This window comes from Polaromonas sp. P3_A5 (assembly GCF_056403055.1).
On record NZ_JBFUGF010000001.1, the window covers coordinates 205,540 to 231,968 of the forward strand.

The following is a 26,429-nucleotide window of genomic DNA, read 5'->3' on the forward strand; positions in this document are numbered from 1 at the left end:
TCAAGCATGCCTGTTGATATGGCCGCCGCGGTGTCGCCACCCCCCGTTCACGAGCATCCGAACCAGTTCGCGCTCCTCAAGCAGCGCCGCTTCGCCCCTTTCTTCTGGACGCAGTTTTCAGGCGCGGCCAACGACAACCTTTTCAAGTTTGCCTTCACCGTGATGGTGACCTACCAGCTCAGCGTGAGCTGGCTGCCTCCCGCGCTGGCGGGGCTGGCCATTGGAGCTTTGTTCATCCTGCCGTTTCTGCTGTTCTCGGCCACCAGCGGGCAGCTCACGGACAAGTTCGAGAAGACGCGCGTGATCCGTTTTGTCAAAAACCTGGAAGTGGTGATCATGCTGATCGCTGCGGTCGGCTTCATGAGCAGCAACGCCAATGTCCAGGTGCCCGTGCTTTTGGGGTGCACGTTTTTGATGGGGCTGCATTCCACGATATTCGGCCCGGTCAAATTTGCCTATCTGCCGCAGGCGCTCAACGAGCGCGAGCTGACCGGCGGCAACGGCATGGTTGAGATGGGCACCTTTGTGGCCATTTTGCTGGGCCAGGTGGTGGGTGGGCTGATGGTGGCCGTACCCCAGGTCGGGCCGGACTATGTGGCCATTGCATGCATCGGCCTCGCACTGGTTGGCCGGCTTGTCTCGCAGTTCATTCCGCTGACGCCTGCGACTGACCCGGGCCTGAAAATCAACTGGAACCCGGTGACAGAAACCTGGCGCAACCTCAAGCTTGCCAACGGCAACCTGGTGGTGTTCCGCTCCATGCTGGGTATCAGCTGGATGTGGTTTTTTGGTGCGGTATTTCTGAGCCAGTTTCCGAGTTTTGCCAAAGAGGTGCTGCACGGCAATGAACAGGTGGCGTCTTTGCTGCTGGTCGTTTTCTCCATCGGCATCGCGACCGGATCGCTGCTCTGTGAGGTGCTCAGCAAACGCCACGTCGAGATAGGGCTGGTTCCTGTGGGAGCCATCGGCATGAGCGTGTTTGCGGTTGACCTTTACTTCGCCTCGCGCGGCTTGCCGTCAGCGCCCGTCATGACCTTGGGCGCCTTCATGTCGCAGCCTGCGCATTGGCGCGTAATGATCGACCTGGCCTTGCTCAGCCTCTTTGCCGGCCTTTACAGCGTGCCGATGTACGCGCTGATCCAGTTGCGCAGCCAGTCCACGCACCGGGCGCGCATCATCGCGGCCAACAACATTCTCAATGCGCTGTTCATGATCGTCAGCGCCATCCTGGCCGGCGCCCTGCTCAAGGCCGGGTTCAGCATTCCGCAAATATTCCTGTTCGTTGGACTGGCCAATGCAGTGGTGGCGTTCTACATTTTCATGCTGGTGCCCGAGTACCTGCTGCGTTTTATCGCACTGATTGCTTCGCGCCTGGTCTACCGCTTCAAGATCACCGGTGACGACAACATCCCTGCCGCCGGCGCCGCCGTGCTGACCTGCAACCACGTCAGCTTTGTCGACCCGGTGCTGCTGATGGCCGCCAGCCCGCGCCCCATCTACTTTGTGATGGACCACCGCATCTTCAAAATGCCGGTTCTGGGCTGGCTGTTCCGGCTGGCCAAGGCGATCCCGATTGCACCGCGGACGGAAGACCCGGCGTTGTACGAGGCGGCTTTCGAAGCCGCCGCCAAGGTGCTGCGTGACGGCGATTTGCTCGCAATATTTCCCGAGGGCGGTATTACAAAAAATGGCGAACTGCAGGAGTTCAAAGGCGGCGTCATGAAGATTCTGGAGAATGCCCGGCGTGATGGTGTGCAGGTCAATGTGGTGCCGATGGCGCTGACCGACTTATGGGGTTCATTTTTCAGCCGCGCCGAAAAAGGAGTCGCCATGACCAGACCCTTTCGGCGCGGGCTCTTCAACCGGGTGGGCCTGAATGTAGGCATGCCAATTGCTGCGGACAAAGTGGAGCCTTCGGATCTGAGGGCGAAGGTGGAACAACTTCTGGGACAGGACAAGACATGACTGCGCTTCAATTTTTTAAAGCTGGCGGCAGGATTTCTCGCGGTGGCTTCTGGCTGCATGGCCTCATCGCGTGGGCGGTTTTGTACCTGGCCTGGGCAGCCGCAGGGCCGGCCCCTTCGGTGGTGCTGGCCTGGCTCATCAATGGTCCGGTACTGGCGGCGCTGATATTGCTCTGCATCCGGCGCCTGCATGACCGTAATCGTTCGGGCTGGTGGCTGCTGCTGGTCCTGGTGCCGGTGGCCGGTGCGTTGTGGCTGGCGTGGCAACTGGCCTTCAGGCGCGGCCTGCCGCAAGACAATCGCTGGGGCCCCGACCCGTTGGCGCCGCGCGGCGACTATCTGGTGGTGCGGTAGAGGATGACGCGGGACCACAACATGCACAACAACACTTTGATCGTGAACGATGTGACCGGCCTCAACCCGGTTGCCGTCTGGGCCATCAGCAAACCCAAAACCGTGGAAGAGGTGTGCGATGCCGTGCGCCGTACCGATGGCCCGCTGTCGGTGGGCGGTGGGCATTTCAGCATGGGCGGGCAGACTGCCAGCCCCGGCAGCCTGCACCTGGACATGCGTGAACTCAACCAGATCATCCGCTTTTCGCCGATGGAGAAAACCATACGCGTGCAGGCTGGCATTCGCTGGTGCGACATCCAGCGCTTTGTCGATCCGCACGACCTTGCTGTGAAAATCATGCAGACCTATGCCAATTTCACGGTAGGTGGCGCACTCAGTGTGAACTGCCATGGCCGCTACATGGGCCTGGGTGCAGTGGTGATGTCGGTGCGGGAGATCCGGGTGGTGCTGGCCGACGGTAGCGTGCAGGATGCTTCGCCTTCCGTCAATGCGGAACTCTTTTACGCTGTGATCGGCGGCTATGGCGGTGTGGCCGTGATCGTTGAGGCCGAACTGGACCTGGCGGACAACACCAAGGTCAAGCGGCTGGCCCGCAAGATGAGCGCGGCCGAATACATCAGCCACTTCAAGGCCAAGGTCAGGTATTTCCAGGACGCGGTCTTTCACAATGCCGACCTGTACCCGCCGCATTACCGCAAGGTGCGCTCCGTCACCTGGGCGCGCACTGACGAAGCCACCACCGAGCCAAGACGTTTGCAGCAAGGCGGCGAAACCTACTCTGTGAACCGCTACTTTGTATGGGCCGTGACCGAGACCCCCCTGGGTAAATGGCGGCGCGAATACCTGATCGACCCCCTCCTTTATTTTTTCCGCAAGGTGCACTGGCGCAACTTCGAGGCGGGTTACGACGTGGCGGAGCTTGAGCCGGCTTCGCGCAAGTACACGACCTATGTGCTGCAGGAATACTTCATTCCGGTGGAGCGGTTTGACAACTTCGTGCCGATCATGGCGGAAATCCTGCAGCGCTATCGCGTCAATGCGCTTAACGTGTCGGTGCGGCATGCGCGCCCCGACCCCGGCACCCTGCTGGCATGGGCCCGGGGTGAGACCTTTGCGTTTGTCCTCTATTACAAGCAGCGCACCCGGGACAACGCCATCAACCGCGTGTCGGTCTGGACGCGCGAGCTGATTGATGCGGCCATCAGTGTCGGCGGCAGCTACTACCTGCCCTACCAGCCGCATGCAACGCCGGAGCAGTTCCACGCCGCCTATCCGCGGGCCAAAGAGCTGTTCGCCCTGAAACGCAAGCTCGATCCGCAGTTCCGCTTGCGCAATGTGCTCTGGGACAAATACTACGCCCCCACATTGAACCCCACGCTGAACGATTCCAACACCTGAACGACAGGACCTGCCATGACCACCACCTCACCCGTCTCGGAATTTCGCGCCGTTTTCAGCGTCACCCGCTGGCACGACGGCTTTTACAAGTTCCTGCAGAACATCTACCGCCTTTATCCCGAGGACCGCTTTCACACACTGATAAAGAACACCTCGGCCGAGCTTGACAACGATGAAGCCATTTACCGCAGGCTCCAGCGTGAGCTGCCGAAGATCAAGCCCTTTATGGCGGACCTGACCCTGGCCTTGCCGGCGCTCTTCAAGCAGAAGAAGGAAATGGCCGACCAGACCCAGCGGCTCCTGGGCGACAAAAAGCAGATTGACGGTTATGTCGAGATCGGCTCCACCGGCCGCTATATCAGCGAGCTGAAAAAGCGCATCAAGGTGACGGGCCCCGTCACCCTGGTGAATGATGTGGCGCCCACTAACTCGCCGGTGGATATCGCAGAGCGCGGCGGCCTGTTCAAGATCGGCGGCTTTGTGCCCATGAACGACTATGACCCGCTGCCAGCGAGTCTTCCCGATGCCAGCGTGGACCTGGTGACCTGCTACATCGGCCTGCACCACTGCCCGCTGGACAAGCTCGATGCCTTTGTGGCTTCCGTCGTGCGCGTGCTCAAGCCGGGCGGCATGTTCATCCTGCGCGACCATGACGTCACGACACCCGAGATGTTCACGTTTGTCTCACTGGTGCACACCGTCTTCAATGCCGGTCTGAACGGCGCATGGGAAACCAATCAGCGAGAGCTGCGCTACTTCCGGCCTGTCGCCGAGTGGGTGGCTTACCTTGGCGAACGTGGACTGAAAGACAGCGGCAAGCGCGAGCTGCAGGCGCACGATCCCTCCGACAACGTGCTGCTGGCGTTCACAAAATCCGGCGAGGCTGCCGCGTGATGCGCTGGCTGCGCAATCTCACAGTTGCGGGCGCCTTCGCCGCGCTTGTCGGAATGGCGCCGGCCGCCGGCCCTGCGCCGGTGGCGGGGTCCGAGCATGTGCGCGGCGTCGAGCAGACGCTGCTGACTTATCCCGAGTGGTTCCTGGTATTCAGCCCCTATGAGTACGGCGAGTTCATAGGTGCCAGTGCGCCCAGCCGCTTTCCTTTTTATGGCCACATCGGCCAGTTCTGGGAAAGCTACAAAGCCGTCTTTGACGAGACGAGCCGCCGCGGGCTCGACCTCAACCCCGGCTATCACCTGATGATCATGGTGATAGGCACCAGCACGACGGTGGAATATGCGCTCAAGTCGGCCTATGAGACGCTCGTCGGACGGCTCGCCGAATCACTGGCCGGCCGGCCCACGCCCGAGGACAGGCATGCGGCCAGCGTTGCGCAGGACTATGTGCGGTTTATCCGCGTAGAGCCCTGGTACCTGTATGACTTCGACAAGGCGCTGGCAGGCCTTTGGCGCGATGTGCCTCTCACCGGGCCGGACATGGTCCGCAAGTGGGAACGCCGTTTTGCCCTCACGACCGAATACCTGGTCAAGGCGGGTTATGCCCGGCTGATCAAGTTGGGTACGCAGACGATCTACGATGCGCCCTTGCCGGTCACTGCCGTGGTGGCAAAGCCTGTGCCGCGGGCCGACGCCGCGCTGCCGGAACTCAAAGTGCTCTCACCGAAGCCCGACGGTTCGGCCCTGGTCACCATCCCCCGCTATGAGGCATTCATGCGCTATGCCCAGGCATTGGCGGTGCAAGGCGTCAATTTCAGCGAGATCGCAGGCAATGATTCATTCATCCTGGTCAGCGTACTGGCGCCAGGCACCTGGGAGCCCACCAGCCCCGCCACGCCACTGCTGAGGCAACCCATCCTCACCCGGCCCGGCATCCAGCGGGTGGTGTTGACGGTGCCCGTCAAACACCTGGCCGAGTCGTTGCGCCAGTGGCAAGCCGGCAATCTGCAGGTGGAGCACATTTTTGACTATTAAGCGGCGAGAGCAGAAGCCAGGGCGCACCTGGCTTATTTACCCGTGGCGCGTACTCATGGCGCTGGTGGCCTGCCTGTTGCTGGTCGTGGTTTTTTCCTGGGCCCGCATGCTGTGGGTTGAGGACCACAGCCCGCGTGAGGCGGCACCCAGGGAAGGGCGCTGGCTGCATGCGCATGACGTGGACCTGTATGTGCAGGAATTCGGCGACCCGGCCGCGCCGCCCCTGGTACTGACCCACGGCACCGGCGCATGGAGCGGCACCTGGGACCAGAACGTGAAGGCCATGGCGGCCGCCGGCTATCGCGTCATTGCGGTGGACCTGCCGCCCTTCGGCTTCAGCACGCGGCCTGCTGCGCGCGACTACAGTCGCAACGCACAGGCGCGCCGCATCATCGGCTTGATTGATGCGCTGAAGCTTGGCCCGGTGACACTGCTGGGCCACTCCTATGGCGGCGGGCCCGCGGCCGAAGCCGCCATGCTGCAACCCGACCGCGTGCGCCATCTCATCCTGGTCGACGCGGCAATCGGCCTGATGGAATATCCCGCACCAGCGAAAAGCGGTGGCGTGGCGGCGAGCCTCTTTGGCATTCGCCCGCTGCGCACGGCACTGATTGCCACGGTGGGCACTCAGCCCTTGTTCAGCGAATTCTGGTTGCGCCAGTTCGTGGCTCGCAAGGAGGTCGTCACGCCTTCGCGCACGGCAATTTATCGGCAGCCTTTCGTGCTGGACGGCTTCACCGCCAGCCTGGGCGACTGGGCCGCGCAATTTGCCGGCGAGAGCGGCAAGTCCTTGAGCGAGAAACCTGAAGGTTTCCGCGAGCTGCCCATGCCGCTGACCTTGGTCTGGGGGCAAGAGGACACGATCACGCCGCTGTCCCAGGCCGAAACCCTGCAGCGCCTGGTCGCCGGATCAAGACTGCTGGTATTGACTGGCGTCGGTCATATTCCGCAAATTGAGGATCCGGCCTTGTTCAATATGCGCATGACCGAGGCGCTAAGACATCCTTGAACCGGTTCCTTGGATAAGTATCAAAATTCGATACTCTTCGATCATTGCTGAGGATCTGTATCGTTACTCGCGTGATTTTGCAGCGTTGGCCCGCACAGTAGCGGCACCTCAACAACCGCAAGGTTTTTATGCAGACGCTGATACACCGTGACTCCAAACCCTGGCAGGTTCAGGTGTGGGCCTCGTTCGTGATTGCAGTTTTCCTTTGCGCTGTGGGCTTGTCCTGGCTGCCCGGCAAGGACCTGGACCGCGCTTTCATGATCATGGGGTATTTCTTCTGCCTGTCGGCCGCTTTCGTGCTGGCCAAGTATGTGCGTGACCAGGAGCAAAGCCGGGCCGAAGGCCGGCTGACGGACACCCCGATGTTCAAGCTGGTGGTGTGGGGTGGCTTCTTCCTGGCGATGTCGCTGACGGGCTGGGGTTTGTGGCGCATGGAGATCAATGAAACCTACAAGGCTTTCCTGGGCGTGAGCTGGCTCTACCTGATCACCTGCAGCTTTACCCTGGCCAAAACCCTGCGCGACCGGCACGAAGCCGACTTGAGCGAAGCCCGTATGGGCCGCGGGCCCCGCGGTCACGCGGCCAGCGACTAAGTAACAACACCTCTGCTTCTGGAACGCATCATGAAAAAGTCATTTGCTACATATTTAATAGCTGTTTGCGCAATATTGGCGGGTGCTACGGCATCTTTTAATGCGCAAGCCCAATCGGAGGCTTCCGCTCTCAGTGCCGTCTCGGCACTGCCGGTAGCCTCCGTCGTAGTCACGGCCAGCGCCGCGGTGGGTGCAGTCGTCGCTGTGCCTGTGGTTTTGTCTACGGCCGGTACGGTGCTGGTGGTCAAAACGGTGGAGAGCACGGCAAGGGGAACGGTGTACGTGCTGGAGCGCGCCTCCGACGGTGCCCGCGCCAGCATCGAGGTGGTCGGCCGGGGCGTTGCCGGCGTTTCCATGGTCGTCGGCACCGCCGTGGTGGTCAGTGTGGTAAGCGCCGGGGTGGTGCTGTCGGCGGCCGGAGAGGCCATTGCCTTTATTCCCAATGCGCTAGGCCGCGCGTTGCTGCACAACGAGCGGTTGACCCAATAAGGCGGAGTACCCCATGAAAATCACTCGAGTCTTCCTGCCGTTGTTGCTGGCGGCTTTTTTCCTGGGCGCCACCCCAACTGTCCATGCCGGGCGTTCCTGCGAAGCGCGCAAGACCAACCCTCAGACCGTTGAGCGCGGCATGACACTGGCCGAGAAGACGCTGGCGTCGCTCAATGCCAGCGGCGAGAAGGTGGTGGTGCTGGCGCGGGCAGGCCAAGACCTGGGCAAGTACGGCATTCGCTATTCGCATCTGGGCCTGGCCTATCAGCTGCCCGACGGTCAGGGCGGCATAACCTGGCGGGTGGTGCACAAGCTCAACACCTGCGGCACCGGCGACTCAGCGGTGTATCGCCAGGGACTGGGCGAGTTTTTCCTGGACGACCCGTGGCGTTACGAAGCCGCCTGGGTGGCGCCTGCGCCGGAAGTCCAGGCACGCCTCCTGGCGCTGCTGCAAGACCCGGGCCGGTTGACAGCCATGCACCACAAGCCTTACAGCATCGTGAGCTACGTGTGGGGCCGCAAGTACCAGCAGTCCAACCAATGGGCGATTGAAACCGTGGCCGCCGCGATGGAACCCGGGGTGACCACACGTGAGAAGGCTCAGGCCTGGCTGCAATTCAAGGGCTACGAGCCCACCACGCTCAAGCTGGGCCCTTTGACCCGCCTGGGCGGGCGCGTGACCGCGGCGAATATCGCGTTTGACGACCATCCCAACGACAAACGGTTTTCTGACCGCATTGAGACCGTCACGGTGGATTCGGTGTTTGACTGGCTGCAACGCGCACAAATGACGGTGCCCGGCAAGCCCGTGACGGTCATCAAACTGTGAAAACCTGTTTTCCAGAAAACGGAGATAACCATGGCCAACACTTTGCGATTGACGGAAAAATGGATGCACCGCGGCCTCTGGCTGGTGGCTTTGGTGTTTGCCGGTTTCCTGATCGGTTTGGGTGGCACGGTGGTCGGCGATTTGCCGAAAGTCGAGAAGCAGCTCTCGGTCGACGACTACATGGACGCCACGGCCAGCAATGCGCTGCGCGGCACCATCAAAACGGCCGAGCGGGCCGAGCGTGACGCGCAAACCGCGCTGGAGCAAGCCCAGCTTAAACGCCGGGCAGCCCAGGCGGATTCGGCCGCAGCGCGTGAAACCTTCGACAACTGGCTGTCTACACGGCGTGCCACGCAACTGGCTGAACAGGACACCGAGTTGCTGTCGCGTACGCGGGCGCTGGACGGGCTGAAAGACCGTGAACGCGCGGCGGGCGTCGCTGTAGAAGCTCAGCAGCAGGCGGCACTGGATGCCCGGCAGGGTGCGACGCGCGAACGCCGCAAGCTGGCGGAGATGGAAGAGGCTGCCCAGGTGCAACTCAACGCCGAATACCGGCGTGTGGAACTGCGCGTCTTTCTGTATCGCCTGGCCCTGACTCTCCCGTTGCTGGTGGCGGCCGGCTGGCTGTTTGCGAAAAAGCGCGAGACGACTTACTGGCCCTTTGTGTGGGGGTTTATCTTCTTTGCTGTGTTTGCCTTCTTCGTCGAGCTGGTGCCTTACCTGCCTAGCTACGGTGGTTATGTGCGTTATATCGTGGGCATTGTCGTCACGGCGCTGGTGGGCCGGCAGGCCATTGTTTCGCTGAACCGATACCTGGAAAAGCAGAAGCTGATCGAGCAGCTGCCGAACGTGCAACGCCGCGAGGAACTGAGCTACGACACGGCGCTGACAAGGCTTTCCAAAGGCGTGTGTCCGGGCTGTGAGCGGGTGGTGGATCTGAAAAATCCGGTGATTGACTTCTGTCCGCACTGCGGCATTGGCCTGTTCGACCATTGTGCGAAGTGCTCCACGCGCAAGAGCGCGTTCGCCAGGTTCTGCCATTCCTGCGGTGCCAGCTAATGCGCTTTGACCCATCGCGCAGGAGGGCGCTATCGGCAATCGCGGGTGGTGCTGCGCTGACGCAACTGAATGCCGAGGCGAAATGCCCGGTCGATCCGTTGAGTGTGTGCAATGTCACGCATCTGAGTTCTGTGACGGTGGCCGGGATCGCGGAAATTCGTGGGTCCGATGATGTCCGGCAGGCTTTAAAAAAATGGCAAGGCCGCGTGAGTGTCGGCGGCGGCAGATTCAGCATGGGTGGACAAACCGCAATTCAAGGCGGACTGCAACTGGATATGCGCTCCATGAATGCAGTGGTGAAATTCGACCCTGCCAAACGAACCGCCAGAGTCCAGGCCGGTATGCGGTGGCGCGACTTGCAAACAATCATCGACCCGCAGGGGCTGGCGGTCCAGACCATGCAGAGCTACGCCAGTTTCACGGTGGGAGGTTCGGTGTCGGTGAATTGCCATGGGCGTTATGTCGGGCACGGGCCTGTGAGCCGTTCCGTCAGGGCCCTGCAGATCGTTTTGCCTGACGGTGAGGTGGTTGAAGCCAGCAGGCAAATCAATTCAGAACTTTTTCATGCCGCCATGGGCGGATATGGAGGGGTTGGCGTCGTCACGGAGATTGAACTCAATCTCGATGAAAACTTTCGCATAGAAAGATCAACGAACCGCATTTCCATTGAAGACTATCCGGGCTGGTTCCGCGAGAAGATCCAGTCTGACCCGAACGTGTTGTTGCACAACGCCGATTTATTCCCGGACCGGTTTGGCTATCCGCATTGCGTCACGTGGTCACGCACCGACAAGCCCTTGACCATCCAGGAGCGGCTGACGCCGCCGGGTCGCCCCTACACGAAAGAGAAATTTTTCTTCTGGGCCATGACGGAGTTGCCTGGCGGAGCTTTGCTCCGGGGAAAAGCCGCTACTTCCATCGAAGATACCCCGGCCGTGGTGTGGCGCAATTATGAAGCCAGCCTTGACGTTGCGCAGCTGGAGCCAGCGAGCCGGGATTTTTCCACTTATGTTTTGCAAGAGTATTTTGTTCCGGAGCGCCACTTCACGAGCTTCGCGCGAAAGATGGCAGACATCTTGCAAACGATTCCTACGGGAACGGTGAATGTTTCAATACGCCACTCGCCGCCTGATCATGCGGTACTGATGGCTTGGGCGCGGCAAGATGTATTTTCTTTCGTGATTTACTATAAGCAGGGCATGTCGGTCTATGCGCAGCGACACGCTGCGCAATGGACTCGCTCAATGATCGATCTGGCCTTGGCACATGAAGGTACCTACTACCTGCCGTATCAGCTGCACGCGACAAAGGAACAATTTCTTCGTGCTTACCCTCAGGCGCCAAGGTTCAGCAAGTTGCGTGAGCATATTGGCGCGTCGCGGTTCACGAATGCTTTGTGGTCGCAGTACCAGATCTGATGTGAAGCCGTTCCCGAAAGGCCGACAGAAGCCGCAGGTTCCTCGACTCAGGCCATCGGCCGCCCAAAAAATGGGTAACCCGGGTCGTTGTAGCCGTGGCTGGACGCGTGGCCGGGCACGACCAGATCATCAATAAAGGTTTCGTCGTCCTTGTCCAGCACAAGTTCCACCGCACCATACACATCCTCCAGGTGCGACAGGGTGCGCGGGCCGACGATGACCGAACTGATCAGTGGATTGGCCAGCACCCAGGCTGCGGCGAACTGGCCGGGCACTTGTCCCCGGGCTTCGCAGCGCGCCTTGATCTTCTGCGCGATAACGAGTGACTCTTCGCGGAATTCGGTCTCAAGGATGCGCTTGTCGCCGCTGCCCGCGCGCGTGCCTTCGGCCGGCGGCTGGCCTGGCGGGTACTTGCCGGTCAGCACGCCGCGCGCCAGCGGGCTGTAAGGCACCACTCCCATGCCGTAGTGGCCGCAGGCCGGCAGGATTTCAACCTCCGGGCCGCGGTTGAGCAGGTTGTAGTACGGCTGGCACACCACGGGTTGCGGCACGCCCAGCGCTTTGCACAGGTGCACCACCTCGGCAATGCGCCATCCCCTGAAATTGGACAGGCCGAAGCTGCGGATCTTGCCCACGCGGATCAGGTCGCCCAGCGCACGCACCGCCTCCTCCAGGTTGGCGTCATGGTAGTCACGATGCAGGTAAAGAATGTCCAGGTAGTCGGTTTGCAACCTGGCCAGGATGGCCTCCGTTTCCTGCACCAGCCAGCGGCGGGAGTAGTGGCCTTCATTGATGGCCTCACTGACAGGGTTGCCCAGCTTGCTGGCCAACACCCAGTGGTTCCGCTGGCCCGCGAGCAGCTTGCCCAGGTCTTTTTCGGACTGGCCCTGGTTGTAGACATCGGCCGTGTCGATGAAGTTGAGCCCGTGCTCGCGCGCCGACGCCACGATGCGGCCTGCTTCTTCAAACGGCGTCTGCTTGCCGAACATCATGGTGCCCAGGCACAGGACGGAGACTTTGAGGTTGCTGTTTCCAAGGCGGCGGTATTGCATGGTCATCTTTGCAAAAAAAGTGGGCAGGATCGCTGATGGTGCCTGAGCCTGAATCTTTGCGCTGCACGTCGGCTATTTGGTGACTGCGGCCCCCGCCATGAAGACCTGCTGTTTATATGTCGGTTTTCGGTGAGGTATCCTTATTTGATGCTAATCGTACTAATTTAATGATCTTGTATCTTTAAACGAAACTTTTAGGGCATTCCGCTCCACACTGCCTCTACAAGCATGTGCTTGGGCCTTCGGGTTATTTATGAAGATCGATTCCTCCCTGTTCTCCCTGTCACGCCTGACGCGTCGCACGGCTTTGGCCGCTGCGGTGTTGGGTGCCACTGCCCTGACGGGCTGCTACGTCGTGCCGGTCCAACCCGGCCATCCGCCGGTTTCCTCCACGGTGTATGTCACACCGGCCATGCCGGCAAGCACGACCTTTGCGGCGCGGCTGTACCCGGCGAACGACACCGCCCAGGCCTACGGCATGGTGGGCGCGGTGGTGACCAATGACATGAACGGGCGCGGCACCTTCACCACCAACATCAACGGTGAAAGCTTTAACGGGGAAGCTACGCGCATCGCAGGCTCTTCAACGCGCGAAGGGGTGGCCAACGGCTCCGGCAGCCGGGGCAGCTATATCAGTTGCCGCTACCAGATGAACTCGTCAACGATGGGGACGGGGCAGTGCAAGCTCTCCAACGGCGCGCAGTTCACGATGCACATCGGCGGTTGAATCAACTGAAATGGCCGTCGCCATAACGACCGCAACAGCGGCGCCGGTTACTGCTGCATCTGCTCGACGGCGACGATCTGGGGCGCCGCCTTGAGGTGCCCCACGTACCTCAGCGGCTTGTGAATCATGATGGAGGGCACATCGCCCTCCCGCATGTGCAGCAGGTCGCCGGGGTTGATCAGCCGGGGGTCGGCGTCGGTCAGCGGCAGGCCGGCGCTGCGGTAGGCCTCCAGGATGAATTGCGAACAGAAGAACTGGTCATTGCGACCCAGCCCCAGCTGCACGGCTGCGATGCCGCGAATACAGAAGTCGCGCACCATGGAAGGTACCAGCGGCAGCTCGCACATGCGGCGCTCCAGCGCGAAAGGCGCCTGCAGCATCACGCCGACATAGTTGTATTTCTTGCCTTCATGGCTGGCAGCGAAGGTGTTGATCTTGATGGCCTGTTCGGCGGTGAGGTCGGGATGGCGAAACGCCACCACCGTCGCCTCATCATTGAGCAGCGCGTCCACGCTGCGCACGCGAATACCTGAGCCCACGGCTTCAGCGATCTGCCGGTTGCCCATATATATCGCAGCATGGCTGACCGGCGATAGCGTGATCAGGCGAATGCCCACCGAGTTGATGCCGTTTTCAGCGGTGAGGATGATGTCGCCCGGTAGCAGGACGTCGGGCCTGATCAGCTCTCCACCATTGCCCGGGTTCAGGGCCATGTTCTGAAAACCCAGCATAGGCGCACCCGTCTCCGCATGCGGCTTGATGGCCGTGGCGCAGCCGCCAAGCGCAAGGAGCAAGCTGCCCAGGACAGTCACCAGGGACAGCAGTCGGGCCATCGTGGCCTGCGGTGAGGTTTTCGGCATGCGCAGGGCTCCAGTCAAATACGGGGTTGGAATGAACAAAACAAGCAGCGGGCGCTCAGGGCGCGGCGCGCTCGACCAGGTATTCTCGGGCGTACCAGAAGGTTTCGGGCGACTTGAACGCGCCCAGCGTGCCTTCTTTTTCGTCCTGCCGTGAGCGCAGGTCCCAGCGCTGGTCGATGATGCGGCAACCGTCGCAGGGCTTTTGCCCGGCACGGCGCTGCACCAGGGCGTAGCGCGTGTTCTTGAACAGGGCATTCACGTCCTCGTAGTCCACCGGTTGCGCGGCAAAGTAGGGAACGATTTTGGCACCCGGAATGATGAACTCGTAGCGCTCAAAGTGCCCGTTGAAGTTGCTCGGCACCGACACGGACTGGCCTTTGAGCAATGCGTCGGTCTCGGGTCGGAAGTGGCCCATGTCGCCATTGAAGGGCAGGGTCACCCATGCCAGCGCAAAGAGTACGGCGAAGCTGCTCAGCGCAGCGACCGGGCGCGTCAGCTCACGTCTGATCATGCCCGCAATACAGGCCACGGCCAGAGCCCCAATAAAGAGCCAGTAGAGCGATGAGTACAGTCCGGCATTCTGTGTAGCCCGCACCCCGCCAAAGCCGATCAGTCCCATGGCCAGCGCGCCGCCCAGGCAGATCAGCAAGGTCAGGCTGAACCAGATACGCGAGATGCGCTCCCAGTACAACGCGATCAGTACGGCCAGCGCGGGCATGGCGGGGATCAGGTAGCGGGTGGAGCGCTGGGTGGGCACCATGAACACCAGCGCAAAGGCCAGCATCCAGAGCCACATGGTTTTTTCTGCATCGCTGATGGTCTTGCCAGTGCCCTTGCGCTGCCGCCAGGCGCGCCACGCCGCCACAAAGCAGCCCACGGCGACGGGTAGCAGGAAAAGGGCGTTGGAGAAGTAACCCGTCAATATCGTCAACACGCCGCTGCTGCCGCTGAACGCGATGGCGAAGTAGCCCTTGGACGAGTTCATCTTGCCGGCGTTTTCGCCGACGACGAACTCGCGCCAGACTTCTCCTGGTTGCGGGTCGATGGCAAACCACAATCCGAAGATTGCAAGTGCCAGCACGCAGATGGCTGTGACCTTGATGCCGTCGGCGACGATGCCGGGCCGGGAAATTGCCCAAGGGGCTTTTTGCGCACCCAGCATCTGGTAACACAAGGCCAGGCCGAACCCGACCGGCACCACCATGACAAACGATTTGTAGAGGCAGCCTATGCCGACGGCTAAGCCGGCGAGCAATGGAAATTTCCAGCGAGAGGCCAGCAACTTTGCCGGCGCCCAGGCAACGGCAAACAACACGCCAAACAGCCAAAAAGTTTCGGGTGCACTGGTGAGGTAGGGCCTGCCATAGCGGTAGGTGCTGAAGAACGACAGGTACACGATGGTCGCGATGGCGCCCATCGTCAGGGCATGGCGGCTGCTATCGGTTGAAGCGGCATGGCTGACCGACTCTTCAGCGACAGTGCCGGTAGCCGTGTTGCGAACGATCTTCCAGGTCAGCAGCCCGACCATGAGCGAAATTGCCCACGTATAGACCACACTCGGCAGGCGCAGGTTGAGCAGCGTCCAGTGCCCGCCCCATCCGCCGGCGACCATCGCCTGCCAAAACAGCACGGGTGGCTTGGTGTTGCGCATGAAATCGTAGGAGCTGACCAGCGGAAGCCACTTGCCGGTCGCAGCCGTCAGCCGGGCGATATGGGCATAGACCAGCTCATCGCCATTTCGCGGAATGTGGTCACCGGCAAGGCCAAACAGGTAAGCCAGCGCGACCAGCAGCGCCAGCGCTATCCAGATGCGGTGGGCCGGGACGCGGTTTTTCAGGGACTCAAGACTTGTCATGGATATCGGTGGATGGCGGCGCAGCGCCATCGGCATCAGGGGCCACGATTTTCGCGCGCCGGCGGCGAAATGTCATGCGGTCATTGGCCACAAAATTACACACGCTGGACAAGACAATCGCCAGCACATTGGCCAGCAGATAGTGCATGTACAGCGCCAGCCATTTGGTCAGTAGAGACTGCAGCACGATGGCCAGGCCAGCCGCCATCACGTACTTTGAAAAAAGGAAAAGTGCCGAGTGGTGCACCTCATGCTTGCGGTCGCGCCAGGTCAGCCGCCGGTTCCAGTAAAAGTTGCTGATGGTGGCGACCGTGATGGCCAGCGCGATGGAGTAGTTCAGCCGTGAATGGAAGTCGGCAATGTGGCTGAACAGGAATTCCTGGGCAACATACAGCACGGCGACATTCACCACCGTGCCGCTGGCGCCCACCACGCCGAACTTGATGAAGCGCCAGCGCGCCATGGGTTGCAGGCGCTCAGGCAGGCGGCTGACAAGAGCCTCTGCTATGGATCGGAGTGTTGTCATCGGAATGAGGTCAGGGCGTTGCCAGGCACTCGCGCGCCTTGGCCAGTACGGCTTCGGGCGCAATGACCTTGAGGCACTGGTTGTCGCCGTCGCAATAGGACGAGCGGTGGTTATAGGCAGTGAGGCAAGGCGAACACGGCCACCGGCTGTAAAAGGAATGGCACTGCGGTGTAAGCGGCGCATACAGGCCCGGGGTCTCGGGGCCAAACAGCATCAGTGTCCAGATGGGCGTGAGCGCCGCGAACTGCCCAGGCCCGCCGTCGTTGGTGACCAACAGGCTTGCCACATGAAAGAGCGCCAGCAGTTCGGAAATGGATCGCGTATAGCCAGTCAGGTCAATCACGGGGCTGCCCGGGAAGGCAGCCTGCACATTGGCCACCAGCTGCTGCGCCAGTGCCTGGTCGTCTTTCAGGCCGATCACGGCCACGGCGCAGCCGTCGGCCACCAGGCCTTCACACAAGGCGGTGTAGGAAGCCAATGGCCAGGCGCGTATCGGCAAGATGCCCCCGCCCGGGTAGACCAGCACGAGAGGCTTGCCGGCAATCGCGGGAAAGTCCTGAGCCAATCGCGTCCGGATGCCTGGCACCAGCGCCGCATCCAGCTGTACGTGCGGCGGTGGTTTTCCGGTGCCTGCCGCGGCCAGATTCGCGGGCAGTTTGGACTTGGGAACGGCCGTGGAATCAATCGCGCGCGCCAGCGTCAGAAACTGCGCGCTGATGTGCTGGTAGGGGTTGTAGGGAACGGGTCGGTTGATGTGCGAACCGCGGTACAGGCCTTCCTGCGTGTGGCGGTGAAAGCCCACGCGGATGCGCGCGCCGCTGGCATACGACAGCAGGCTGCTGATCCGCGAGAACAGCTCGCAGTCAATCGCCACGTCAACATTCGCGCGCCGCAGCTCGCCAATCGCCTTCCACAGGCTGGACAGCAGGCCGCCCAGCGACTTGTCGTCCACCGTGTGCACGTTGGCCGGGTCCACCACCTGCATGAGGTCGAGGATTTCGCGGTTCTTGCCGAAGAGCAGGGCATGCAGCGGCGCGTCGGGATACCGCTGCTTCAGGCGTGCGAACATGTCGTGGGCCAACACCAGGCTGCCCATCTCCGACAGCAAAATGACCACGATGGCGCGCGGCGCGGGGTCGGCGCCGGAGCGGAATTGCCGCAGTACGGCATCGACGCCCGATACCGCTGCGCACAGCGGTATGCCAACCCAGCGGTCAATCCAGCGTTGCAGGTCGATGTTCATCGTTTAAACGCCACGCTGCCTGTCGGCGTGGAACTGCGCGGTGAATTCACCAAAACGGCCGGCGTCCAGTGCGTCGCGGACTTCCTGCATCAGGTTCAGGTAGTAATGCAGATTGTGGATGCTCGACAGCATGGGGCCCAGCATCTCGCCGCAGCGGTCCAGGTGGTGCATATAGGCACGCGAGAAGTTCTTGCAGGTGTAGCAGCCGCAGGTCGCGTCGACCGGCTGGTCTTCGGTCTTGTAGCGCGCATTGCGGATCTTCAGGTCACCGAAACGCGTGAACATGTGGCCGTTGCGCGCATTGCGGGTCGGCATGACGCAGTCGAACATATCGACGCCGGCGGCCACGCCCTCGACCAGGTCTTCAGGCGTGCCCACGCCCATCAGGTAGCGCGGTTTGTTCGTCGGCAGGCGATGCGGCGTGTGCGCCATGATGCGCTGCATTTCTTCCTTGGGTTCGCCCACACTCACGCCGCCTATGGCGTAACCGGGCAGATCCAGCTCGACCAGGGCATCGAGCGATTCCTGGCGCAGGTTTTCAAACATGCCGCCCTGCACGATGCCGAAGAGTGCGTTGGGGTTCTCCAGTTTTTTGAATTCGGCAATGCAGCGGCCGGCCCAGCGCAGGCTCAGCTCCATCGAGCTGCGCGCTTCGCTTTCGGTGGTGATGTGGCCCTTGGTGTCGTAAGGCGTGCATTCGTCGAATTGCATCACGATGTCGCTGTTAAGCACCGTCTGGATCTGCATCGAGATCTCGGGGGTCAAAAACAGCTTGTCGCCGTTCACGGGCGAGGCGAACTTCACACCTTCCTCGGAAATCTTGCGCATCTCGCCCAGCGACCAGACCTGGAAGCCGCCGCTGTCGGTCAGGATGGGCTTGTTCCAGCTTTCAAACTTGTGCAGGCCGCCGAACTGCTGCATCACGTCCAGGCCGGGCCGCATCCAGAGATGGAAGGTGTTGCCCAGGATGATTTGCGCGCCCATGTCGTGCAGCGACTGCGGCATCACGCCCTTGACCGTGCCATAGGTGCCGACCGGCATGAAGATGGGGGTTTGCACCACACCGTGGTTGAGCGTCAGTTTGCCGCGCCGGGCGTAGGAGCCGAGGTAGGCGCCGGCCCCTTCGCCGGCCGGGGCGTCGGTCTTCAGAACTTCAAATTCGAGCATCTTGGGATTGTCGCAGGTGTATAGGGGTGTATCAGGCGCCTGCCAGAGGGGTTTTACGGGCCAGCAGCATGGCATCGCCATAGCTGAAAAAGCGGTATCGCCCGGCAATCGCATGCCGGTACAGCGCCATGATGTGTTCGTAGCCCGAAAACGCGCTGACCAGCATCATCAGCGTGCTTTTGGGCAGGTGAAAGTTGGTCAGCAGCAGGTCAACCACGGCAAATTCAAAGCCCGGGGTGATGAAGATGTTGGTGTCGTTGCAGTCGGGGCCGAATTTGGCGTGCGACTCCAGCGCCCGGACAGTGGTGGTGCCCACGGCCACCACGCGGCCACCACGCGCCTTGCACGCGGCAATGGCTTGCTGCGTGGCCAAAGGGACCTCAAAACGCTCGAAATGCATGGTGTGGTCTGCAATGTTTTCGGCCTTGACGGGCTGGAAGGTGCCGGCACCCACATGCAGCGTCACGCTCGCGCGCTGGATGCCGCGCGCTTCGAGCTGCGCCAATATGGCTTCATCGAAGTGCAGTGCCGCGGTGGGCGCGGCCACGGCGCCCGGGTTTTTGGCAAACACCGTCTGGTAGCGCTGCTCGTCGTCCGCGGAGTCGGTATGGGTAATGTAGGGCGGCAGCGGTACGTGGCCATGCTGCGCCATCAGCGCATAGGGGTCACTGCTCAGGCGGAAACGATACAGAGGTCCGCTTTCCTCGGGCCAGCGGCCCAGCAGCGTGGCGGTGAAGCCACCGTCCATTTGCAGCACCGCGCCCGGCAGGGGTTTTTTGCTGACCTTCATGTGGGCGGCGACTTCATGGCCGGCATCCGCATGGGGCGACAGCACGCGTTCGATCAGTAGTTCCAGTTTGCCGCCGCTGGCTTTCTGGCCGAAGAGGCGGGCTTTGACGACTTTGGTGTCGTTGAACACCAGCAGGTCGCCCGGCAGCAACAGGCCGGGGAGTTCGGTGAACCGCCGGTCCACTGGCAGGTCTTCACGCCCGTCAAGCAGGCGCGAGCCGCTGCGCTGGGCGGCAGGGTGTTGGGCAATGAGTTCTTCGGGCAGCGTGAAATCAAAATCGCTGAGGGTGAAATGGGGCTTCATAAACCTAGAAACCGCAGTTGGATGCGCCCGAGTGTGCCGCCCGCGCTGCGCCAGGCAAGGCGCGACAACGCTGTGGGCTGTTGCCCACAAGGCGGAGCAACGCCGCATGGTGCTGTGCGGGTGGCGCAATCGGGTGCATAGCGTTGTTATGCACAAGCTGAGTGCCAGCGAAGGGAGGGGTGACGGTATTCAAGCGGATTCTGAGAGGTTTGCAAGAGGTCAACTGCGGTTGCTAGGTTGACGGCACAATTGTCCCATGTCGCCTCCTGGTGCCTCCGTCCGAAAAACTGTCCCGCCTGAGACTGCAGTCGGGGACAACGCTGTGCTCCGCCCGCAGGTTGAGAAAGCCCCGCCCAAATCCCCTGCGCAAAAAGCCCTGGAGAAGCTGGGCCTGCGCCGCGACATCGATCTGGCCTTGCACCTGCCCCTGCGCTACGAGGATGAAACCCGCATCGTGCGGCTGGCGGACGCGCGGGACGGCGATCTGGTGCAAATCGAAGGCCAGGTGACGCACAGCGAGATCGCCTTTCGCCCGCGCCGACAGCTGCGGGTGACGGTAGACGACGGCAGCGGCACCTGCGTGCTGCGCTTCATCAATTTTTACCCGGCTCACCAGAAAACGCTGAGCACAGGCGCCCATGTTCGGGTGCGGGGTGAAATCCGCGGCGGCTTCCTCAGCCGTGAAATGATCCACCCCAGCTTCAGACTGGCCGGCGGTGAGCTGCCCGGCGCACTGACGCCGGTGTATCCCACCGTGGCCGGACTGCCGCAAACCTACCTGCGAAAAGCCGTGCTCAGCGGCCTGGCGCGGGCTGATCTCCGCGAGACCTTTCCGCCTGAGGTTTTAGGTGAAAACAGGCTGCAGCCCTTATGGAATCTGCGCGAGGCGCTACAGTTTTTGCATCACCCCACGCCAGATGTCTCGCTGGCCACGCTGGAAGACCGCAGCCACCCGGCCTGGCAGCGGCTCAAGGCCGAAGAGCTGCTGGCCCAGCAGCTGTCGCAGCTGCAGGCCAGGCGCATACGCGCAGCCATGCGCGCACCTTCGCTGGTGGGCCCGCCCATGCGCGGCACGCAGTGCACGCTGCATGACCAATTGCTGGAGCGCCTGCCTTTCCGGTTGACCGCCGCCCAGCAGCGCGTGTGCAACGAGATTGAAGCGGACCTGAAAAAAAACATCCCCATGCACCGCCTGTTACAGGGCGACGTGGGCGCCGGCAAAACGGTGGTGGCGGCGCTGGCTGCGGCACGCTGCATGGATGCGGGCTGGCAATGCGCGCTGATGGCGCCTACGGAAATCCTGGCCGAGCAGCACTTCAGCAAGCTGATCGGCTGGCTGGAGCCGCTGGGCATCAAGACCGCCTGGTTGACCGGCAGCCAGAAAACAAAAGAGCGGCGCGAGATGCTGGCGCTGATCGAGAGCGGGGAGGCCGGTCTGGTCATAGGCACACACGCTGTGATCCAGGACAAGGTGAAGTTCAAAAACCTGGCGCTCGCCATCATTGACGAGCAGCACCGCTTTGGCGTGGCGCAGCGGCTGGCCCTGCGCAGCAAAATGACTGAAGGCGGGCAGGAACCCCATCTTTTGATGATGACCGCCACGCCGATTCCGCGCACGCTGGCGATGAGTTATTACGCTGACCTTGACGTCTCCACCATCGACGAGCTGCCGCCCGGCCGCACGCCCATCGTGACCAAGGTGGTGAGCGACGCGCGGCGCGACGAAGTGATCACGCGCATACGCGGGCAGCTGGCGGAAGGGCGGCAGATTTACTGGGTCTGCCCACTGATCGAGGAAAGCGAGTCCATCGACCTGGTCAATGCCACGCAAACGCATGAAGCGTTGAGCGCGGCCTTGCCAGGCGTCAGCGTGGGGCTGCTGCATTCGCGTATGCCGGTTGCAGAAAAGAAGGCCGTAATGAGCCAGTTCACCGCCGGGAAAATGGGCGTGCTGGTGAGTACGACGGTGATCGAGGTGGGCGTTGACGTGCCCAATGCTTCGCTGATGGTGATCGAGCATGCCGAGCGCTTTGGCCTGAGCCAGTTGCACCAGCTGCGCGGCCGTGTCGGGCGCGGCGCGGCAGCGTCGGCATGCGTGCTGCTGTATTCGACCGGCGAAGCGTCCCGGCTCGGCGAGATGGCGCGCGAACGCCTCAAAGCCATGGCGCAAACCAATGACGGCTTCGAAATCGCCCGGCGCGACCTCGAAATCCGTGGGCCGGGGGAGTTCCTGGGAGCGCGGCAGTCGGGGGCGCCGCTGTTGCGCTTTGCCGACCTGGAAACCGATGCCGCGCTGCTGGCCTGGGCGCGCGAGCGGGCTCCGCTCGTGCTGGACCGGCATGCGGAGCTGGCCCACCGGCACATCCTGCGCTGGCTGGGCGGCAAAGCCGATTACCTGAAGGCCTAAGCAACATCTGGCGATGCAGCGATTGAGAAAAGCAGCACAATAAGCCCATGACGCTGACCGAACTCAAATACATCGTCGCTGTGGCCCGGGAAAAGCATTTCGGCAAGGGCGCAGACGCCTGTCACGTCTCGCAGCCCACCCTCAGTGTGGCCATCAAGAAGCTGGAAGAAGAGCTGCAGGTCAAGCTCTTTGAGCGTAACGCCAACGAAATCACCGTGACGCCTCTGGGCGAAGAAATCGTGCGCCAGGCCCAGAGCGTGCTGGAGCAAGCCGACAACATCCGGGAAATTGCCAAGCGCGGCAAAGACCCGCTGGCCGGTGCGCTGCGGCTGGGCGTGATCTATACGATTGGCCCCTACCTGTTGCCCGACCTGGTGCGCCAGGCGATTGCGCATACGCCGCAGATGCCGCTGATGCTGCAGGAAAACTTCACCGTCAAGTTGCTGGAAGAGTTGCGTACCGGTGAAATTGACTGCGCCATCCTGGCCGAGCCCTTTCCCGACACCAACCTGGCCATTGCGCCGTTGTATGACGAGCCTTTCATGGCGGCGGTGCCCAGCGCCCATGCGCTGGCGTCCCGCAAAAGCGTGACGGCCGAGGAGCTCAAGAAGGAAACCATGCTGCTGCTGGGGACCGGCCATTGCTTTCGCGACCACGTGCTCGAGGTTTGCCCCGAATTTGCACGCTTTTCCAGCAGCGCCGAAGGCATCAGCAAAAGCTTCGAAGGTTCGTCGCTGGAAACCATCAAGCACATGGTGGCGGCGGGCATGGGCATCACGCTGGTGCCCCGACTGGGCGTGCCCAAGGAGGCTCTGGCCGAGCAGGCCGCAGCTGCCGGGAAGCCCGCCAAGGGAAAACCCGCCGCAAGCCGCAGCAAGGTGGCAGCAGAGCAACCTTCGTTCATCAAATACCTGCCGTTTGACGGCGATGTGCCGAGCCGGCGCGTGGTGCTGGCCTGGCGTCGCAGCTTCACGCGATACGAGGCCATTGCCGCGCTGCGCAACGCCATCTACGCCTGCGAACTGCCCGGCGTCATCCGCCTGTCTTGAATCCCGTCTATGACCGGCATTGACGGCGGCTGTTGCGGCCGTCGTCCTGATTTCGTTAAAGTTATCCCTGAATTTTAAAAAAGGAAACACCATGGCCAAGTCTTCTGCCAAACCAGCCGGCAAAACCACCGGCAAGCCCGCACCTTCCATCAACATTGGCATCAATGAAAAAGACCGCGCAGCGATCGCCAAGGGCCTGAGCCGCCTGCTGGCCGACACCTACACGTTGTACTTGACCACCCATAACTTCCACTGGAATGTGACGGGGCCGATGTTCAACACGCTGCACCTGATGTTCATGACGCAGTACACCGAACTGTGGGCCGCGGTTGACCCGGTGGCCGAGCGTATCCGCTCGCTGGGCCATCCCGCACCGGGCTCTTACGCTCAGTTCGGCAAGCTGGCGTCGATTCCCGATGTACCTGTGGTGCCGCCCAAGGCGCTGGAGATGGTGCGTATCCTGGTGCAGGGCCATGAAGCCGTCGCACGCACGGCACGCGAATTATTTCCACTGGCCGACAAGGCCAGTGACGAGCCGACCGCGGACTTGCTGACGCAGCGCCTGACGGTGCACGAGCAGACGGCCTGGATGCTGCGCTCCTTGCTCGAAGAGTAAGTCTTGCATGCGCGTTTCAGACGAGGCTGATAACGGCAAATCAGCACCGCTGCAGGCAAACAGCGCGAGGGACGCTTCTTCGCCAGCAGGGGCCGCGGAACCGGCTTTGCCGGGCCGCAGGCGCAGCGCCCCCTCGGGGGGCAGCGCATTACACGAAGTGAAAAGCGTGGGGGCCAATTATTTGCAACTGATCCGCTGGAATCGCCCGGCGGGCTGGTTGCTGCTGCTGTGGCCGACCCTGTCGGCGCTGTGGGTAGCTTCGCACGGCTTTCCGGGCTGGCATCTGCTGGCCGTGTTTACCTTGGGCACCTTCCTGATGCGCAGCGCGGGTTGTTGCGTCAACGATGTGGCCGACCGCGATTTTGACCGCCACGTCAAACGCACGGCGCAGCGGCCCGTGACCAGCGGCGCCGTCTCCGTCAGGGAGGCGCTGTTGCTGGGAGCCGTGCTGGCCCTGCTGGCTTTTGGCCTGGTACTCACCACCAATACCGTCACCATCGCCTGGTCATTCGCCGCGCTGGCTGTAACGCTGGTCTATCCGTATGCCAAGCGTTATGTCTCCATGCCGCAGGCGGTGCTGGGGGTCGCTTTCAGCTTTGGCATTCCGATGGCTTTTGCCGCCGTACAGTCGCGCATTCCGCTGCTGGCCTGGGTGCTATTGCTGGGCAACCTGTTCTGGGTGATTGCCTACGACACGGAATACGCCATGGTCGACCGTGACGACGACTTGAAGATCGGCATGAAAACGTCGGCCATCACACTGGGGCGGTTCGATGTGGCGGGCGTCATGCTCAGCTACCTGATTTTTCTGTTAATTTGGGCTGTAGCCCTTATGGATATTGCGCAACCAGCTATTTATTTAATAGCAATTGCGATGGCGCTCGGGCAGGCGCTGTGGCACGGCTGGCTGATCCGCAAGCGCGAGCGCGATGACTGTTTCAAGGCGTTTCGGCTCAACCATTGGCTGGGCTTTACGGTATTTGCGGGAATTGCGCTGTCGTACCTGGGCCGTTGAGCCTGCGCCGAAACAGACGGCCATAAAAAAGCCCGCATCTGCGGGCTTTTTCAATTCCTGCCGCCTGATCAAGGGCTCAGCGGAACTTCATCCGCAAATTACACCGATTTTTTGGCTTTTGCCTTGGCCTTGTGCTTGACCTTGTGTTTGGCTTTTGCCTTGGCTTTTGTGGGCGCGGCGGCTTTTTCGGCAGGTGCGGCGGCAGGGGCTGCTGCGGGTGCGGCGGCCTGGGCCGCTGCTGGCGTGGAGATCACGGCCAGGGGCATGGCGAGGACGGCTGCGCTGATGAGGGTGGACAGTAATTTGTTCATGGGGAAGCTCCGGATGTTGGAAAAGTTATGGTGCGGGTGTTGCCGGGTGAACTGTCCACGAAGGACCAGGGCAGCCGTGACAGACGCTCTTCTTCAACGTCTTCCCTCGCAGGGCGGTTGACTTGCCCGGCCGCGGTCATCCGCAAATCCCATGGCCACGTGCTGCCACGACAAAAGAATCATATTGCTATTAATTCAGGGGCTTAAGAGGCAAAGTTCATCACCAGAAGACACCTGCGGGTCAACCGCGGCAACAATGAGTTTGCCCGGGGCTCAGTTCACGTCAACGGTATCGAGAGCTTCTGGCGCTATGCCAAGCGACGTCTGGTGCAGTTCAGCGGTGCACTCAGGCACACCTTCTAACTGCACTTGAAGGAAACCGGGTTCAGGTTCAACCACCGCCACTGCAGCCTGTACAAGTCGCTGCTATCCTTGCCGGGAAACAATCCTCTTTAACGGGATTTTTGCTTCTTAAGCCCCTGATTGATGGCGATCGGTGCGCTTTCACGCTCGGTTGAGCCGCCAGAGCCTGGGGATTTGCCCGCTCGCCAGAACTGTTTCGATTCGCCACCAGCCAGAAGTCCCCAGCCCCCGGCATCGCCAGATAGCTCAAAATACCCTCCATGACCTTCGATGCAGCCAACCCACCCCGTTTCTGGCCCGACCTGAAAAGCCCTGACTTTTCGCGCCTGGACTTGGCCCGCTGTATTGCGGTGCTGCCGGTGGCCGCGGTGGAGCAGCACGGCCCGCACCTGCCGCTTAATGTGGATGCGACGTTGGTGGAAGGTGTGATTGCAGCCGCTTTGCCGCATTTACCCCCAACGCAGCCGGTGCTGTTTTTGCCCACGCAGGCGGTGGGCTTTAGCCCCGAGCACGATCGCTTTGCCGGCACGCTCACGCTAAAAGCCGAGACCGTGATCCGGCTCTGGACCGAGCTGGCCGAATCCGTTGCGCAAACGGGGGTCAAGAAATTGGTGCTGCTCAATTCGCACGGCGGCCAGGTTGGCCTGCTGGACGTGGTGGCGCGCGACCTGCGGGCCCGGCTGGGCATGCTGGTCTACAGCGTGAACTGGTTCAACCTGCCGCTCACAGGTGAGGATGGCAAGTCCGTGAATGATTTGTTCAGTGCCGAAGAGCACCGCTTCGGCATCCACGCCGGCGAGATCGAAACCTCCATGATGCTGGCGCTCAAGCCGGGTCAGGTCGACATGGCCAAGGCGCAGAACTTTCACTCCACTTCACAGGACAGGGCTGCGAAGTTCAGCATCCTGGGTGACGGCCGCAGCGCCAAGCTGGCCTGGCAGATGCAGGACTACAACCCGCAGGGTGCGGTGGGCAATGCGGCTGCCGCTACAGCAGACAAAGGCCGCGCCCTGCTGAATGCAGCGGGGCGCAGCCTGGCGCGGCTTCTGTCGGAGATCGACCAACTGCCGGCTGATACGCTGAGCGATAAAACCGCGTTCTAGG

25 protein-coding genes and 1 pseudogene are annotated in these 26,429 nt (G+C 61.7%); 18 read left to right on the forward strand and 8 right to left on the reverse strand.

The features are described 5' to 3' along the window. Positions 1-6: 6 nt before the first annotated feature. The 11 genes from AC1DU8_RS01055 to AC1DU8_RS01105 all read left to right on the forward strand — a co-directional run bounded on the left by AC1DU8_RS01055 (position 7) and on the right by AC1DU8_RS01105 (position 11,041). Complete coding sequence (locus tag AC1DU8_RS01055) at positions 7-1,965, forward strand: MFS transporter (protein ID WP_457281456.1); 1,959 nt, start codon at positions 7-9, stop codon at positions 1,963-1,965. After that, the gene (locus AC1DU8_RS01060; protein ID WP_457281455.1) at positions 1,962-2,318 is read left to right on the forward strand and encodes a DUF805 domain-containing protein; all 357 of its coding nucleotides are present in this window, start codon (positions 1,962-1,964) and stop codon (positions 2,316-2,318) included. Before AC1DU8_RS01055 ends, AC1DU8_RS01060 begins: the two co-directional genes overlap by 4 nt. A gap of 21 nt (positions 2,319-2,339) precedes the next feature. Next, the gene (locus tag AC1DU8_RS01065; protein ID WP_477726358.1) at positions 2,340-3,716 is read left to right on the forward strand and encodes an FAD-binding oxidoreductase; all 1,377 of its coding nucleotides are present in this window, start codon (positions 2,340-2,342) and stop codon (positions 3,714-3,716) included. A 15-nt stretch (positions 3,717-3,731) separates the two neighbouring features. Continuing rightward, positions 3,732-4,610 (forward strand): methyltransferase domain-containing protein, encoded by an 879-nt coding sequence (locus AC1DU8_RS01070; protein WP_477726359.1) that lies wholly within the window; start codon positions 3,732-3,734, stop codon positions 4,608-4,610. Beyond that, a complete protein-coding gene (locus AC1DU8_RS01075; RefSeq protein ID WP_457281452.1) occupies positions 4,607-5,644 on the forward strand; it encodes a hypothetical protein in 1,038 nt (345 codons plus the stop codon). The genes AC1DU8_RS01070 and AC1DU8_RS01075 overlap by 4 nt, the downstream gene beginning before the upstream one ends. Positions 5,645-5,699: 55 nt before the next feature. Further along, the gene (locus tag AC1DU8_RS01080; protein ID WP_477726360.1) at positions 5,700-6,653 is read left to right on the forward strand and encodes an alpha/beta fold hydrolase; all 954 of its coding nucleotides are present in this window, start codon (positions 5,700-5,702) and stop codon (positions 6,651-6,653) included. Between the two features lie 128 nt (positions 6,654-6,781). After that, positions 6,782-7,246, forward strand: a complete 465-nt coding sequence (locus tag AC1DU8_RS01085; protein ID WP_457281450.1) for a YiaA/YiaB family inner membrane protein — start codon at positions 6,782-6,784, stop codon at positions 7,244-7,246. Between the two features lie 30 nt (positions 7,247-7,276). Then, the gene (locus AC1DU8_RS01090) at positions 7,277-7,735 is read left to right on the forward strand and encodes a hypothetical protein (protein ID WP_477689529.1); all 459 of its coding nucleotides are present in this window, start codon (positions 7,277-7,279) and stop codon (positions 7,733-7,735) included. A gap of 13 nt (positions 7,736-7,748) precedes the next feature. Continuing rightward, positions 7,749-8,564: a DUF2145 domain-containing protein gene (locus AC1DU8_RS01095; protein ID WP_477689530.1), complete on the forward strand. Its 816-nt coding sequence runs from the start codon at positions 7,749-7,751 to the stop codon at positions 8,562-8,564. A 30-nt stretch (positions 8,565-8,594) separates the two neighbouring features. Next, positions 8,595-9,623 (forward strand): serine endopeptidase, encoded by a 1,029-nt coding sequence (locus tag AC1DU8_RS01100; protein WP_457281447.1) that lies wholly within the window; start codon positions 8,595-8,597, stop codon positions 9,621-9,623. After that, positions 9,623-11,041, forward strand: a complete 1,419-nt coding sequence (locus AC1DU8_RS01105; protein WP_477726361.1) for an FAD-binding oxidoreductase — start codon at positions 9,623-9,625, stop codon at positions 11,039-11,041. Before AC1DU8_RS01100 ends, AC1DU8_RS01105 begins: the two co-directional genes overlap by 1 nt. A 47-nt stretch (positions 11,042-11,088) precedes the next feature. Here AC1DU8_RS01105 and AC1DU8_RS01110 read toward each other — a convergent pair whose 3' ends face one another. After that, positions 11,089-12,093 (reverse strand): aldo/keto reductase, encoded by a 1,005-nt coding sequence (locus AC1DU8_RS01110; RefSeq protein ID WP_457281445.1) that lies wholly within the window; start codon positions 12,091-12,093, stop codon positions 11,089-11,091. A gap of 253 nt (positions 12,094-12,346) precedes the next feature. On the opposite strand from AC1DU8_RS01110, the gene AC1DU8_RS01115 reads away from it, so the two are divergent. Beyond that, positions 12,347-12,820: a hypothetical protein gene (locus tag AC1DU8_RS01115; protein WP_457281444.1), complete on the forward strand. Its 474-nt coding sequence runs from the start codon at positions 12,347-12,349 to the stop codon at positions 12,818-12,820. 47 nt (positions 12,821-12,867) lie between these two features. On the opposite strand, the gene AC1DU8_RS01120 is transcribed toward AC1DU8_RS01115, so the two are convergent. Genes AC1DU8_RS01120 through queA form a run of 6 tightly spaced genes read right to left on the reverse strand, consistent with a single transcriptional unit; the run spans position 12,868 to position 19,564 of the window. Continuing rightward, entirely contained in the window at positions 12,868-13,680 is an 813-nt protein-coding gene (locus AC1DU8_RS01120) for a YiiX/YebB-like N1pC/P60 family cysteine hydrolase (RefSeq protein ID WP_457281443.1), read from the reverse strand. 55 nt (positions 13,681-13,735) lie between these two features. Further along, complete coding sequence (locus tag AC1DU8_RS01125) at positions 13,736-15,535, reverse strand: ArnT family glycosyltransferase (RefSeq protein WP_477689532.1); 1,800 nt, start codon at positions 15,533-15,535, stop codon at positions 13,736-13,738. Then, positions 15,522-16,061, reverse strand: coding sequence for a GtrA family protein (locus AC1DU8_RS01130; RefSeq protein ID WP_457281441.1), 540 nt, complete (start codon positions 16,059-16,061; stop codon positions 15,522-15,524). Before AC1DU8_RS01130 ends, AC1DU8_RS01125 begins: the two co-directional genes overlap by 14 nt. A 10-nt stretch (positions 16,062-16,071) precedes the next feature. Further along, on the reverse strand, positions 16,072-17,304 hold the full coding sequence (locus AC1DU8_RS01135; RefSeq protein WP_477689533.1) for a glycosyltransferase family 9 protein: 1,233 nt from the start codon (positions 17,302-17,304) through the stop codon (positions 16,072-16,074). Between the two features lie 3 nt (positions 17,305-17,307). Continuing rightward, positions 17,308-18,471 carry a tRNA guanosine(34) transglycosylase Tgt gene (gene tgt / locus AC1DU8_RS01140; protein ID WP_457281439.1) on the reverse strand — a complete coding sequence of 388 codons (1,164 nt, stop codon included), beginning with the start codon at positions 18,469-18,471 and terminating at the stop codon, positions 17,308-17,310. A 31-nt stretch (positions 18,472-18,502) separates the two neighbouring features. After that, entirely contained in the window at positions 18,503-19,564 is a 1,062-nt protein-coding gene (queA, locus tag AC1DU8_RS01145; RefSeq protein WP_457281438.1) for a tRNA preQ1(34) S-adenosylmethionine ribosyltransferase-isomerase QueA, read from the reverse strand. Between the two features lie 256 nt (positions 19,565-19,820). Here queA and recG point away from each other — a divergent pair, with 256 nt between their 5' ends. From recG to ubiA, 4 genes are all read left to right on the forward strand, one after another. Next, positions 19,821-21,971, forward strand: a complete 2,151-nt coding sequence (recG, locus tag AC1DU8_RS01150; RefSeq protein WP_477666455.1) for an ATP-dependent DNA helicase RecG — start codon at positions 19,821-19,823, stop codon at positions 21,969-21,971. Positions 21,972-22,018: 47 nt separating this feature from the next. Further along, entirely contained in the window at positions 22,019-23,020 is a 1,002-nt protein-coding gene (locus AC1DU8_RS01155) for a LysR substrate-binding domain-containing protein (RefSeq protein ID WP_477666456.1), read from the forward strand. Between the two features lie 91 nt (positions 23,021-23,111). Further along, entirely contained in the window at positions 23,112-23,636 is a 525-nt protein-coding gene (locus AC1DU8_RS01160) for a Dps family protein (RefSeq protein WP_477666457.1), read from the forward strand. 166 nt (positions 23,637-23,802) lie between these two features. After that, on the forward strand, positions 23,803-24,651 hold the full coding sequence (gene ubiA / locus AC1DU8_RS01165; RefSeq protein WP_477666458.1) for a 4-hydroxybenzoate octaprenyltransferase: 849 nt from the start codon (positions 23,803-23,805) through the stop codon (positions 24,649-24,651). Positions 24,652-24,749: 98 nt separating this feature from the next. Here the strand turns inward: ubiA and AC1DU8_RS01170 are convergent, their stop codons facing one another. After that, the gene (locus AC1DU8_RS01170) at positions 24,750-24,962 is read right to left on the reverse strand and encodes a hypothetical protein (protein ID WP_477666459.1); all 213 of its coding nucleotides are present in this window, start codon (positions 24,960-24,962) and stop codon (positions 24,750-24,752) included. A 228-nt stretch (positions 24,963-25,190) separates the two neighbouring features. Between AC1DU8_RS01170 and AC1DU8_RS01175 the strand changes: the two are divergent. After that, positions 25,191-25,418: pseudogene (locus tag AC1DU8_RS01175) on the forward strand (IS1595 family transposase); the annotation flags it as partial. A 167-nt stretch (positions 25,419-25,585) separates the two neighbouring features. Continuing rightward, positions 25,586-26,428 carry a creatininase family protein gene (locus tag AC1DU8_RS01180; RefSeq protein ID WP_477666460.1) on the forward strand — a complete coding sequence of 281 codons (843 nt, stop codon included), beginning with the start codon at positions 25,586-25,588 and terminating at the stop codon, positions 26,426-26,428. Position 26,429: the final 1 nt, after the last annotated feature.

Coding starts and splice junctions, on each gene's coding strand:
- AC1DU8_RS01055 (WP_457281456.1), top strand. CDS start 7: ATGCCTGTTGATATGGCCGCCGCGGTGTCGCCACCCCCCGTTCACGAG.
- AC1DU8_RS01060 (WP_457281455.1), top strand. CDS start 1,962: ATGACTGCGCTTCAATTTTTTAAAGCTGGCGGCAGGATTTCTCGCGGT.
- AC1DU8_RS01065 (WP_477726358.1), top strand. CDS start 2,340: ATGCACAACAACACTTTGATCGTGAACGATGTGACCGGCCTCAACCCG.
- AC1DU8_RS01070 (WP_477726359.1), top strand. CDS start 3,732: ATGACCACCACCTCACCCGTCTCGGAATTTCGCGCCGTTTTCAGCGTC.
- AC1DU8_RS01080 (WP_477726360.1), top strand. CDS start 5,700: ATGGCGCTGGTGGCCTGCCTGTTGCTGGTCGTGGTTTTTTCCTGGGCC.
- AC1DU8_RS01085 (WP_457281450.1), top strand. CDS start 6,782: ATGCAGACGCTGATACACCGTGACTCCAAACCCTGGCAGGTTCAGGTG.
- AC1DU8_RS01090 (WP_477689529.1), top strand. CDS start 7,277: ATGAAAAAGTCATTTGCTACATATTTAATAGCTGTTTGCGCAATATTG.
- AC1DU8_RS01095 (WP_477689530.1), top strand. CDS start 7,749: ATGAAAATCACTCGAGTCTTCCTGCCGTTGTTGCTGGCGGCTTTTTTC.
- AC1DU8_RS01100 (WP_457281447.1), top strand. CDS start 8,595: ATGGCCAACACTTTGCGATTGACGGAAAAATGGATGCACCGCGGCCTC.
- AC1DU8_RS01105 (WP_477726361.1), top strand. CDS start 9,623: ATGCGCTTTGACCCATCGCGCAGGAGGGCGCTATCGGCAATCGCGGGT.
- AC1DU8_RS01110 (WP_457281445.1), bottom strand. CDS start 12,093: ATGCAATACCGCCGCCTTGGAAACAGCAACCTCAAAGTCTCCGTCCTG.
- AC1DU8_RS01115 (WP_457281444.1), top strand. CDS start 12,347: ATGAAGATCGATTCCTCCCTGTTCTCCCTGTCACGCCTGACGCGTCGC.
- AC1DU8_RS01120 (WP_457281443.1), bottom strand. CDS start 13,680: ATGCCGAAAACCTCACCGCAGGCCACGATGGCCCGACTGCTGTCCCTG.
- AC1DU8_RS01125 (WP_477689532.1), bottom strand. CDS start 15,535: ATGACAAGTCTTGAGTCCCTGAAAAACCGCGTCCCGGCCCACCGCATC.
- AC1DU8_RS01130 (WP_457281441.1), bottom strand. CDS start 16,061: ATGACAACACTCCGATCCATAGCAGAGGCTCTTGTCAGCCGCCTGCCT.
- AC1DU8_RS01135 (WP_477689533.1), bottom strand. CDS start 17,304: ATGAACATCGACCTGCAACGCTGGATTGACCGCTGGGTTGGCATACCG.
- tgt (WP_457281439.1), bottom strand. CDS start 18,471: ATGCTCGAATTTGAAGTTCTGAAGACCGACGCCCCGGCCGGCGAAGGG.
- queA (WP_457281438.1), bottom strand. CDS start 19,564: ATGAAGCCCCATTTCACCCTCAGCGATTTTGATTTCACGCTGCCCGAA.
- recG (WP_477666455.1), top strand. CDS start 19,821: ATGTCGCCTCCTGGTGCCTCCGTCCGAAAAACTGTCCCGCCTGAGACT.
- AC1DU8_RS01155 (WP_477666456.1), top strand. CDS start 22,019: ATGACGCTGACCGAACTCAAATACATCGTCGCTGTGGCCCGGGAAAAG.
- AC1DU8_RS01160 (WP_477666457.1), top strand. CDS start 23,112: ATGGCCAAGTCTTCTGCCAAACCAGCCGGCAAAACCACCGGCAAGCCC.
- AC1DU8_RS01170 (WP_477666459.1), bottom strand. CDS start 24,962: ATGAACAAATTACTGTCCACCCTCATCAGCGCAGCCGTCCTCGCCATG.
- AC1DU8_RS01180 (WP_477666460.1), top strand. CDS start 25,586: ATGACCTTCGATGCAGCCAACCCACCCCGTTTCTGGCCCGACCTGAAA.